The sequence below is a fragment of the Clostridium ihumii AP5 genome (genome assembly GCF_000612845.1).
Classification (GTDB): Bacteria; Bacillota; Clostridia; order Clostridiales; family Clostridiaceae; genus Clostridium_J; species Clostridium_J ihumii.
In genome coordinates, this window is the sequence record NZ_CCAT010000052.1 from 26,474 (window position 1) to 39,594 (window position 13,121).

Sequence of the window (13,121 nt, forward strand, 5' to 3'; positions counted from 1 at the left end):
ACTTTTAAGAAAAATAGAATAAAAATAAAATTTTATTAAATTTACAATATAATACTAAAACAATTTATGATAAAATAATTATAAAATCAACAAACTTCCAATAAATATTTAAAATGAAGAATAAAAGGCAGAAAATGAAGAAAAATGTCGAAATGGGAAAAACAATAAGGAGTATGTCATGAAAGATTATTTTGGGGACAAAATATAAATTTAAACTTATTAAGGGTAAAATTTAAAAGATATTAGTAGTTTTTTAAATAAAGTTATTTTAAGTTATATAAGTTTATTTTTAGGGGGTGCCTCATATAAAAGCTATGAAATAGGGGTGGTATAATTGGTAACAAATGAGAATTTAAAAAAGAAGAAAATTAGAAAAAGCATTAAAAAACAATTAATGATGAAAATTGTAGGTGCATTTTTAGCAGTCTTATTAGTGATATTGATATCTGTTAACGTGGTAGCAACTAAGATACTTACACATAATAGTACAGAATCTATGAAAACAATAACAGATGAAGTATCAAAAATAGTATCAAAAGAAGCAAAAGATTGTTTAGAAGTTGCTGATTTTTTAAGTGAAAATATTTACATAAAAGATGTAAATTCAACGATAGAACAAAAAAAAGAGATAATGGCTAGGTATACTAAAAAATATAATTTAATATCAATTGGATTTACAGATAAGAATGGTAAATTACATGCTACTGACGGAACTGATGGGTTGGATAGTAAAGATAAGCCATATTTTAAAAATGCAATGGCGGGAGAAAAGTTTATACAATCTACTACATATTCAAAAAGCAGCAATAAATACATAATGATATATAGTGTACCTGTTAAAGCTGGTGATGAAATAGTTGGTGTTTTAAGCATTGTTCAAGATGCTAAGAAATTATCAGAAGCTATAGGAAGTTTAAAATATGGAGAAACTGGTGGGGTATATGTAATAGATAAAAAGGGAGCAACCATAGCAAGTAGTTCTTTTGATGATATTAAAGCAAGAGAAAATATAATAGAGGAATCTAAGACTGATTTAAAATTAGTTGATATTTCAAAAATACAACAGAAAGCCATTAATGGAGATAAAAGTATAGGCGAATATACATATAATGGAGTAACTAAGTTTTTAGCATGTGTTCCAGTTGAAAATACTGATGGATGGGTTACTTGTGTATTTATAGAAAAATCAGAAGTGCTTAATAGTTTAAATAAATTGCAGATTTTATTAGTAGCTATAATAATTATTGCATTAATCATAGCAGGTACAATAAGTTTATTAATAGCAAATAGGTTAACTAAGGCATTTAATAAAATAAAATCAGCAGTTAATACAATAGCAAATGGAGATTTTACTATAACATTGAAAGATGATGATTTTAAACGAAATGATGAGATTGGCGATATATATAATGCATTATATAAGTGTAAGATTTCTATGAGTGAATTAATAAAAGCTCTTAAAGATGATTCGAAAGTTATAAATAATCAATCAGAAATTTTGAAAAATACATCAGAAGAAATGTTATCAGGAGCTACAGATATATCAGCTGCAATTTCAGAAGTTTCAAATGGAAATGATGAACAAAGTACAGGATTGACAATTATAAATCAGTCTATGATAAAGTTTGGAAATCAAATAGAAGAAATGAATGGAGCTATAGTAAATATAAATAAGATGGCTGAAAATATTGGTTTAAATGCAACGAAAAGCAATAAAGATATGGAGAATTTAGTTGAGTCAATGAATAACTTTGGAAATGGTTTCAATGAATTTACTAACATTATAGAAAAGGTAAATAGTAAAATAAATTCAGTTAATGAAATTACAAAAGTGATAAATGATATAGCAGAACAAACAAATTTATTAGCATTGAATGCAGCTATAGAAGCAGCAAGAGCAGGAGAGTCAGGAAAAGGATTTTCAGTAGTAGCAGAAGAAATAAGAAAACTTGCAGAACAAAGCAAGGATTCTGCTATTGAAATAAATAATGTTATAAATGAAGTTTTAAATGAAAGTAAGAATATACATTCTAGTACAGAAACAATGCAAGAAGATATTATAATACAAAAAAATGATATAGATAAAGCTATAATATCATTTAAAAATATATCTAAAAACATAGATAATATATTACCTAGAATAGGTGAAATACAAGCTGCATCACAAGATATAAACATGGAAAGAGAAGAAATTTCAAAAAGAGTAGAAAATACAACAGCTATATCAGAAGAATTGTTAGCAACAACAGAAGAAATTTCAGCATCAACAGAAGACTTTAATTCATCAAGTAAGGACGTTGCAAGTGCTTCTGCAAAATTGTTATGTTTAAGTGGAGAATTAAATAGTAGAATAGAATTTTTTAATATTGAAGAATAGAATGAGTATAAAAAATAGAGAAGAAAAATTCCTTCTCTATTTTTTTATTAAATAAAATAATAAAAAAATGGTAGAAAAATATGAGTTTATTAAGTGAGAAAGTTTTTTATTAATAAACAATACGTAGAAAAAAACGAAATAAATAATAAATATGTAAAAATTTATTAAATAATATCGATAATTGAAATAAATGCGAAAATTTGATAAATTTAAAGTATTCAAAGGGGAACATTTAAATTTAAATTTTACTAAAAATAAAAATTAGATTTTAAATGAAATATATGGTTAGGTGGGAGGAGTATTTTATGAAAAAGGTAAAGAGTAAAATTATGAATGGGGGTATAAAGCGAAAAATGATATCTAGGATTATGATGTCATTTTTGGCAGTGCTTATTATTATTTTTGCTACAGTAAGTTTTATGGCAAATAAAATAATAATAAAAAGTGACTTAGAAGCTATGCAAGACATTAATAGAAAAAATGCTAATGAAATTTCTGTTAGGTTTATGAAACAAAGAAAAATAGGTAATATATTAGCAAAAACTAATATATTGCAAGATACAAGCATAAGTTTTGATAAAAAATTACCGGCTATAAATGTATTTAAAGAAAATGGTGATGTATATTCAATAGGAGTTGCATATAAGGATGGAAAATACAACTCAACAAATGGAGAAAGAAATATAGATATATCTAATGAGGAATATTTTAAAAATGCATTAAAAGGAGAGGAAACTTTAACAAGTCCATATCTGAATGAAAAGGATAATATATATTATATAACTATGACACATCCTATTATAAGTGCAAACAAAGAAGTTATAGGTTGCTTAGTTATGAATATTAATGCAGAAAATTTATGTGAAGTTATGAAAACGATGGCATATAAAAACACAGGTACAAGCTATGTGATAGATAAAGATGGATATACAATAATGAGTCCAGATTTTGAAGATATAGTAAATAAAGATAATGAAATTATAAATGCAGAAAAAGACCCTTCATCTGTTGAAGTTGCCAATATACATAAAAAAATGGTTAAAGGAGAAGATGGGGTAGGTTCTTACTTTTATAAAGTAAATAAGTATTTAGCTTATGCACCTATAGAAGGAACTGATGGATGGTCTATTGGAATGTTTGTAGATGAGCCAGATTTATTAGCTGGATTAAATAGTTTAAAAACAACACTATTTACAATTACATTAATAGGACTTGCAGTTGCAGGTGTTATTAGTTATTCAATATCAAATAGTTTTTCAAAAAATTTAATAAAAGCTAAAGAAAAAATGGGTATAATGGCCGATGGAGATTTTACATTAAAAATAGATGAGAAATCACTAGGTTTAAAAGATGAAATTGGAGATATTTATAGAGCAATTGATAATACAAAAAAATCTATATCATATACGTTAGAAGCAGTAAAGGGAAACTTTGATATAATTAAAGAAAAAGGTGAAGGGCTTACATCTACATCTGAAAATATGTTTGCAGCATCTCAAAATATAGCAGCAGCTATACAAGAAGCTGCAAGAGGAAATGACAATCAATGTAAGGATTTAACAGAAGTAAGTATTATAATGAATAATTTTAGTGATAAAATAAATGATATGATAAAAAGCATAGATACTGCTAATAAATATGCAGAAGATGTAGAAGTAAAATCTACAGAGAGCAATAAAGATATGAAACAATTAAATGAGTCTATAGATAAATTTAATACAATGTTTAAGGAGTTCTCTAATAAAATTTCTCTTATGAATAATAATATAAGCTCAGTAAATGAGATAACAACAGTAATAAATAGTATAGCAGAGCAAACAAATTTACTTGCATTAAATGCAGCCATAGAAGCAGCAAGAGCTGGAGAAGCAGGAAAGGGATTTGCTGTAGTAGCAGATGAGATAAGAAAGCTTGCTGAACAAAGTAAAAATTCAGCAATTGAAATAAGCAATGTTATACAAGGTGTATTAAATGAAAGTGTACACATAGTTTCAGGAACAGAAAAAATGAGTGAAGAAGTGGAAATACAGAAATCAAGTGTAAATAGAGCAATAATGTCTTTTGAAGATATATCAGAAGCAGTGGGTAAAATTATTCCAATAATAGAAGCTACAGCTAAAAATTCTGAAGAAATAGGAGAAGAAAAGAATAATATTATAGTTAAAATAGAAGATACAACAGCTATATCAGAAGAAATATCAGCAACAACAGAAGAGATTTCAGCATCAACAGAAGAATTTAATAGTTCTTCACAAGAAGTTGCTGAAACAGCAGAAAATCTAGATGAAATGATAAAAGAATTAGAAAATACACTATCAATATTTAAAATTTAATAAATAAAAATTAGAAAAGCTATATTAAAATAATTACTAAATTATTTTAATATAGCTTTTGTATTTTAAAACTATGCTATAAATATAGGGTTCAAAGCTCAAATTTAAAATAATAGATTTATCAAATGATATTATTAAGCTTACAGTTTATTTTTATTTTTATATTTGGAACCAAGTAAGAGTTAAGAGTGAAAAGTGAAAAGTTATAGTTGATATTACTCACTTCGTTCCTAATATCTAAAAATAGAAATGCTTAAAAACTACGTTTTTATATTGTTTTCAACTAATTTGCTCTGCAAATTTAATAAAAAATCATTCTTCAAAATTGGATATTCAATTTTTATAGATGTGACTAAAAGCTATAGTACCTTAGTAGCTGAGGTTTTAACTTTGGTGGTCTTTGCATTTGATATGAAAATTAAATTTTACTTCTTACTTAAATTTTATATAAAAATAGGAATAACATGTAACTTTATAAATATCATTTGATAAATAGATTATTTTGATTTTGGAACCATATAAAGCCTAATTAATTATAAATATATGAATTAATTGTAAATAATAATAAAAAAATTAATTATTATTATAAATAAAACACGAAATATGTAAAAAAATAAGGAAAATAATCGAATATATGTAGTACAATATAAAAAATATAATACATATTTTGAGGGGTGAAGAATAATTGAAAAAAAAGGTGAAAAAATTTTCGAAATTTACAAATTTTAATAGTATAAAAACGGAATTCACATCTAAAATATCAATTACTTTTTTAGCTATGTTGATAGCTATTCTTTTAGTGATAACTATAAGTGCTAAGAATATACTTACGGAAAACACTAAAGATATTTTAAAAACAATAAATCATCAATCAGCGGATTATTTTTCTACAATAGTACATGATAGATTAGAATTTGCAAAAATTATGGCAAGTGATATTAGATTGTGGAATTCGAAAGTAGAAGAAAAAAGCAAGATAGAAACTTTACAATACTATATGAAAAGAAATAAATTAGAAGATTTAAAAATTATAAACTTAGATGGTACAACAATTACAAGTAAAGGAAAAAGTAATGAAAATTTTTCGAAAGAAGAATGGTTTGAGAAAGTAATTAAAGGTGAAGATTATGTACAAGCTATTCATTATGATGAAAGTAATAAAAAGTATGTTACAGCATACAATATTCCTATAAAAGATGAAGAAAAGATTGTAGGAATATTAAGATCAGAAGAAGATGGTAAGTATCTTTCAAGTCAGTTAGTGGATTTAAAATATGGTGAAACTGGTGGAATGTATGCTATTGATAAAACAGGTAGAACTATAGTAAGTAATGAGTTTGAGTATGTTGAACAAGAAGAAAACTTAGTTAAAGATGCAGTTGGAGATCCATCTTTTGAGCATATAGGAAAACTTTTAGAAAATGCAATTAATGGACAAGAAGGAATAGATGAGTATACATATAATAAGGTGTCAAAGTATATAGCAACAACTCCAGTTGAAGGAACGGACGGTTGGGCAGTTGCTACTTTTATTAATAAAGATGAAGCACTAGAAGCTTTAGGAACTTTAAAAACGTTATTAAATACATTGATGGTAGTATCAACAATATTAGCAATATTAATAAGTTTTAGATTAGCAACTAATTTTACTAAAAACCTTTTAAGAATTCAAAATGCTATAGAAATAATGGCTGATGGTGATTTCAGGTTTATGCTTAGTGAAAAAGAACTTGCTATGAAGAATGAAATTGGAAATATATATAGAGCTATAAGAAAGAGTAAAGAAAGTATAGCAAATATGATAATTTCTGTTAAAGAAAGTTCTAATATAATAAATGATGAATCAGATGTATTAAAAGCTACATCTAATGAAATGCTTTCAAGTTCTGAAAATATAACTAGCGCAATTCAGGAGGCAGCAAAAGGAAATGATGAACAAAGCAATGAATTGGTATTTATAAATAATTCAATGGAGTTATTTGTAAGTAAAATAGAAAATATGGTTATGGAATTTTCCAAGATTAGCAATATGGCTGTTGAGATAGAAAATCATGCAAGTGAAAGTAATAAAGATATGAATGAACTTAGAGTAGCTATAGAAAGATTTAACAATAGTTTTAAGAATTTCACTGAAGTAATAAATACTATGAATTATAAAATAAGCTCAGTAAATGAAATAACTACAGTAATAGATGATATAGCAGAGCAAACTAACTTACTTGCATTAAATGCAGCTATAGAAGCAGCAAGAGCTGGAGAAGCAGGAAAAGGTTTTGCTGTAGTAGCAGATGAAATAAGAAAACTTGCAGAACAAAGTAAAAACTCTGCTATAGAAATAACAAATGTTATAGATAATGTATTAAAAGAAAGCACTAATATATCTAGTACTACAGATATTATGACAGAAGATATAACAGCACAAAGTAAAAGTGTTGCTAGAACAATAGAATCATTTATTAATATAGAAAAACTAATAGAAAATATAATACCTAAGATAAATGAAATTAATAAAGGTGCTATAGAAGTAAATGAGGAATCAGCTAGAATATCAGAAAGAATAGAAAATGCAACAGCAATATCAGAAGAGATATCAGCAACTACAGAGGAAATATCATCATCTACAGAAGAACTTAATAATTCTAGTGAAGAAGTTGATAAAGTAGCAGTTAAGTTAGGTACTATGATAGAAGAATTAAATGATAAAATGGAAAATTTTAAAATCAATGAATAAGTTTAATTAAATTCATAAAATGTTTATAAAAAAATACATATAATTCATTTATATGTATTTTTTTTTTACGATAATATAAAAAAGTGTCGAAATACGACATTTTTTTACTGAAAATATCATAAAACTAGGAGGGATAAGGTTGAATAATTTGCTTAAAAATGGAAAAGCATTGTATAGTAAGGATGGGATTAGAACGCAACTTATAGTAAATATATGTGGTTCATTCATTGCAATATTACTAATATTAGCAACTATTATAACAGCAAAGTCTAAGGAGATTATCTTAGATAATAGTATAGCTACTTTGCAAAATATGACTAAACAGTCTGCAAGTACAATTTCAAAAGATGCAGAGCAAAATTTTTCATTAGCATCTATGATTACAGATGATAAGAATATATCCAATATGAATTTGGAATTTGAAAAAAAAATATCTATACTGAATAAGTATGTTGAAAAATATAATTTATTAGCAATAGATGTAGTTAATAATAAAGGAATTTTAAATTCTACGTCAGGTGCTAAAAATATAGATATATCAGGTGATAAATATTTTCAAAGTGCTATAAAGGGACAATACACGTTGATGCCGCCAGAATATTCTGAAGTTCATAAAACATATACACTTGGATATACAATACCAATTAAAAATGGAGATAATATAATAGGCGTATTAGCCGTAATAAGAGATGCTAAAGTTTTATCTGAAGAAGTTTCTAAAATTACATATGGAGAAACTGGAAAGGCATGTGTAATTAATAATGAGGGAACAACAATAGCAAGTGCTGATTTTAAGTCTGTTGAAGAAAAGGAAAATGCTATTGAACTAGCAAAAACAGATAACAGATTTAATAAAATTGCTGAAATAAATGGAAAAATGATTAAAGGAGAGAGTGGTATTGAAAAATACTCTCTTGGTGTAGAAAAATATTTAGCATATGAACCTATAGAGAATAGTGGGGGATGGTCATTAGCATTTTTTGTAGAGGAAGATGAGTTATTAAGTAGTTTTAATAAGGTTATAAGAATTTTAATGATATTAATAGGAATATCTATAGTAATTGGAATAATATTAAGTTTAAGAATTGCAATTTTATTTAGCAAAAACTTATATAAGGTTAAAGATTATATAGAAGAAATGGCTGAGGGCGATTTTACATCTAGATTATCAGAAAAAGAGATGAAAAAAGGTGGAGAAATAGGAGATATTTATAGAGCTATAGAAAAAAGTAAAAAGTCAGTAAGTGAAATAATAAAATCAGTTAAAGAAAGCTCTAGTATTTTAAATACTAATTCAGATCATTTAGAGAATACATCTAGAAATATGTTATCTGGATCAAAAGATATATCAGCAGCTATATATGAAGCAGCTAAAGGAAATGATGAACAAAATGTAGAATTAGTTGCTATAAATGATTATATGATTCAGTTTGGGAAAAAAGTTAATACAATGAATAAAGAGATTATGATCATAGATGAAATGACTGGAGATATAGGGTCTAAAGCAGTAAGAAGTAATGAGGATATGAAATCATTATTTGATTCTATAGATAAGTTTACAGAGAGTTTTAATAAATTTGCATATGTATTAAATAATGTAACTGTTAAAATAAGTTCTGTAAATGAAATAACAGAAGTTATTGATAGTATAGCAGAACAAACAAACTTACTTGCATTAAATGCAGCTATAGAAGCAGCTAGGGCAGGTGAAGCTGGAAAGGGATTTGCAGTAGTAGCAGATGAAATAAGAAAACTTGCAGAACAAAGTAAAAATTCAGCAATTGAGATAACTCATGTAATAGAAAATGTATTAAATGAAAGTAAATTTATGTCTGAGGGAACTAAAGACTTAGAACAAGAAATTCAACGTCAAAGAGAAGATGTAAGTAATGCTATAAAATCCTTTGGTACTATATCTAATCTCATAGAAACTATATTACCTAAAATTATAGATATAAAAGAAAGTTCTCAAGAGATAAGCAGGGAAAAAGATGAAATAACATTAAAACTTGACAATGCAACAGCAATATCAGAAGAAATATCAGCAACAACAGAAGAAATATCAGCATCTACTGAAGAACTAAGCACATTAAGTGGTCAAGTAACCCAAGCATCAGAAGAATTAAGAGAATTAACAGAAGAATTAGTTGAAAAAATAGAAGTGTTTAAAATTTAAATGAAAGAACGGAAGGTTAATTAATCTTCTGTTTTTTCATTTTATAGGAACTAAAATTTTTTTACAAAAGTTTAGATTTAAGTATTATATGGGGTTACAAGTTATTCCTATTTTTATATTTGAAAATAAGTTAAGAAGTAAGAGTGAAAAGTGAATAGTTATGGTAGAGAGCACTTACTTTGTTCCTAATATCTAAAAATAGAAATACCTAAAAAACACGTTTTTGTGTGATATATAAATATCTTTTTCTCAATTGAAATTATTCAAATATCAAATGAGAAATTTAATCTATATTTTTAAATGTAAAATGGATAGTGAATGTAAAAATTTGATTTCTAATTTTTAAAAATAATTTTTTTATTAAATTTAAAAATGTAATATGTAAAAATATAGTTAAATTATTTATTAACATTTAATAAATGGAATTGAAAGGTAAAATTTACAATAGTATTATATAGTTATATTACATTTTAAATTCAATGATTAAGGGGGAAATATATTAATTAATTTATATGAATTATAGGAGGAAATACAATGAAATTTAATTTTAATAAAGACAACTATATTTTTACAATAGATGAAATATCACAAATAGCAAGTATTGCTATAGATAAAAAAATGAATAAGTTCAAGGCTTTTTTAATAAAAGAGGCTAATTTCATTAAAGAAATTTGCAGTTTAGAAAAAGAATTGAATTATAAGTATTTTGCTAAATCTTTTGAGGAGTTATTAGAAGATAATAATAGATTATATGATGAGGTTAAAGGTGAAGGTTATAAAACAAGTTACTGTAATCCTACATATGCAGTAGAAGTTTTAGGAGAAGAATTAGGTCAAATTGCTACAGTTTTAGCTAGCTCATATAGAGGTTATATAGAGTATGCATTTTCTCATAATTTAAAAATGATGCATTTTTATAATGAATATTTTTTAAGCATTTATAATTATGTAGCAGATATGAGAGAAATAGATGCGTTAAAAATAAAAGAATTATTAAAGGATTTAGCATTGAATAGCTCAGAATTATTAGAAGAAGAAAATTTAAATAGACGTTTGATTAAAACAGATAATTATAAAAAAGATATAATAGAAAATTCAGATTTAGAAGATATAAGATATTTATTTAAATATGGTAGTTATATAAGTGAAAATGAAATAAAAACAGCACAGTTTTTAAATAAATACAAAGATATAGATTTAATAGCTACAACTGTAGTAAATGCATATATTCAAGGATTTAAGAGGGATAATAAGGATTATACAAAAAAATCTACAGCAAGAGTTATTGCAAATGTAGGTCAAGAGCAGATTCTAAGAGCATTAATAAGAAAGTTAAAAGAGAGTTCTATAGAAGCAATATTTAGCTATATGGAAACTACTTCACCAAACAAACAATTTGATTATGATCATAAATTTGATATGGCTTTATCTTATGATGAAGAAATAAGTAATGAAAAAATGAAATCAACCCTTAAGGCATTTGAAGACAATAAAGATGGTTTAAATAAGTATGGTGGAGTTTTAGTTTTTGAAAAGTTTGGAGATATACCTTTTGCACCAGAATCAAAAAAAGAGGCACTAAAACTTAATCAAGAACAAAGTAAGATATTACAAAGTTATAGATCTAAAATTATGGTAGAGGAAGATAAGTATATTCCAGAGTCAGAAACAAGCTTTACAATAATAGCATTTCCTGTACCAGAAATAGGAGAGAATTTTGAAGAAATATTTGAAGATATATTAAAAATAAATTTGTTAGATAGTAATAAATATTCTAAGATTCAACAAAGTATAATAGATGCATTAGATAAAGCTGATTATGTTCATGTAAAAGGATTTGGGAATAATAAAACTGATATAAAAGTAAAAATGAATGAAATTATAAATCCAGAAAAAGAAACAAATTTTGAAAACTGTGTAGCTGACGTAAATATACCAGTAGGAGAAGTATTTACATCTCCAACTTTAAAATGTACTAATGGAATTTTACATGTAGATGAAGTTTATTTAGATGATTTAAAATATAAGAATTTAGAATTAAAATTTAAAGATGGATATGTTGAGGAATATACTTGTACTAATTTTGCAAAGGAAGAGGAAAATAAAAATTATATAAAAGAAAATTTATTATTTCCACATAACACATTGCCAATTGGAGAATTTGCAATTGGCACTAATACACTAGCATATGTAATAGCAAAGAAACATGATATAGTAAATTTGTTACCTATATTAATAGTAGAAAAAATGGGACCTCACTTTGCTATAGGTGATACATGTTATAGTTATGTTGAAGATATAAGTGTATATAATCCAGATGGAAAAGAAATTATTGCGAGAGATAATGAAAAATCAATACTTAGAAAAACTGATATAGAAAATGCATATACTGGTTGTCATACAGATATAACAATTCCATATGATGATATAGAATTTATAACTGCTGTGTGTAAGGATGGAGAAAAAATAGATATTATAAGAGATGGTAGATTTGTTTTAGAGGGTGCTAAAGAATTAAATAAAGCATTTATTTAATAAGTATATTTAAATAGGAGAAAATTAACTTCTCCTATTTAAATTTTAAATTAAAGTTATTATAGAATTTTAATTAACTTTGGTTTAAAATTAAGTTTAGATAAAAATAAGCTTATAAATTAAGTTTATTTAAAATAACATAAGTTAAAGGTGGTATTTTTATGCTAAAGGATAAAGTAACTAAATTTTATACTTCAGAATACGATTTAAATTGTGCAGAAACAATATTATATGCAGCAAATGAAGAATACAACTTAAATCTTAGTAAAGAGACATTTAAAACAATGGCTGCATTTGGTGGCGGTATGGCAGTAGAAGGAACTTGCGGAGTTGTTACAGGTTCAATCACTGTACTTGGATTATTATTTACAAAAGAAAGAGCACATGAAAGTGATAGAATAAAATTATTAACTCAAGAATACATAGATAAATTCAATAAAGCATTAAAAACAGAAAACTGTTTGGAGTTAAAAAATAACTATAGAACAGAAGAAGAAAGATGTGCAAAAATACTATATTCAGGTGCAGAAGTATTAGATGAAATAGTAACAAGAGAAAGAAAAGCAGAAAGTAAATAGTTTATAAATTTATTAGAATGTAAAAAGAGCAATTTAAAAGGTCATTCATGGAATATAGTGACTATTTAAATTGCTCTTTATAACTATAGGATTCTAAATTGAAAATGAAGTTTTTAAGTATTTATATTCTAATCAAAGACCGCCAAGGTTAAAACCTCGGCTGCGAAGGAGAAAAAGAAAATTTGTGCCAAACTCTGTAGGCGAGGTTTTAACCTTGCTATTACACGATATTATTTTAAATATTGTATCCATATAAAAGACCGCCAAGATTGAAATCTCAGCTACAAAGGAGAAAAAGAAAATTTGTGCCAAACTCTGTAGGCGAGGTTTTAACCTTGCAATTACACGATATTATTTTAAATATTGTATCCATATAAAAGACCGCCAAGAT

The 13,121-nt window shown here is 25.6% G+C and carries 6 protein-coding genes; all 6 read left to right on the forward strand.

The genetic code is table 11. The features are described 5' to 3' along the window. The first annotated feature begins 334 nt into the window (after positions 1-334). The 6 genes from BN346_RS10640 (at position 335) to BN346_RS10665 (ending at position 12,730) form a co-directional block, all read left to right on the forward strand. Positions 335-2,377 carry a methyl-accepting chemotaxis protein gene (locus tag BN346_RS10640; RefSeq protein WP_040328508.1) on the forward strand — a complete coding sequence of 681 codons (2,043 nt, stop codon included), beginning with the start codon at positions 335-337 and terminating at the stop codon, positions 2,375-2,377. 305 nt (positions 2,378-2,682) lie between these two features. Further along, a complete protein-coding gene (locus tag BN346_RS10645; RefSeq protein WP_040328509.1) occupies positions 2,683-4,710 on the forward strand; it encodes a methyl-accepting chemotaxis protein in 2,028 nt (675 codons plus the stop codon). A gap of 685 nt (positions 4,711-5,395) precedes the next feature. Beyond that, a complete protein-coding gene (locus BN346_RS10650; RefSeq protein ID WP_051540294.1) occupies positions 5,396-7,441 on the forward strand; it encodes a methyl-accepting chemotaxis protein in 2,046 nt (681 codons plus the stop codon). A 139-nt stretch (positions 7,442-7,580) separates the two neighbouring features. Beyond that, a complete protein-coding gene (locus BN346_RS10655; RefSeq protein ID WP_040328510.1) occupies positions 7,581-9,617 on the forward strand; it encodes a methyl-accepting chemotaxis protein in 2,037 nt (678 codons plus the stop codon). Positions 9,618-10,151: 534 nt separating this feature from the next. Next, positions 10,152-12,152 (forward strand): aminopeptidase, encoded by a 2,001-nt coding sequence (locus tag BN346_RS10660; protein WP_040328512.1) that lies wholly within the window; start codon positions 10,152-10,154, stop codon positions 12,150-12,152. 161 nt (positions 12,153-12,313) lie between these two features. Continuing rightward, positions 12,314-12,730, forward strand: coding sequence for a C-GCAxxG-C-C family (seleno)protein (locus tag BN346_RS10665; RefSeq protein WP_040328514.1), 417 nt, complete (start codon positions 12,314-12,316; stop codon positions 12,728-12,730). Positions 12,731-13,121 lie beyond the last annotated feature (391 nt).

Bases quoted from the DNA above. Each gene is read 5' to 3' on its own strand.
- BN346_RS10645 (WP_040328509.1), top strand. From the start codon at position 2,683: ATGAAAAAGGTAAAGAGTAAAATTATGAATGGGGGTATAAAGCGAAAA.
- BN346_RS10660 (WP_040328512.1), top strand. From the start codon at position 10,152: ATGAAATTTAATTTTAATAAAGACAACTATATTTTTACAATAGATGAA.
- BN346_RS10665 (WP_040328514.1), top strand. From the start codon at position 12,314: ATGCTAAAGGATAAAGTAACTAAATTTTATACTTCAGAATACGATTTA.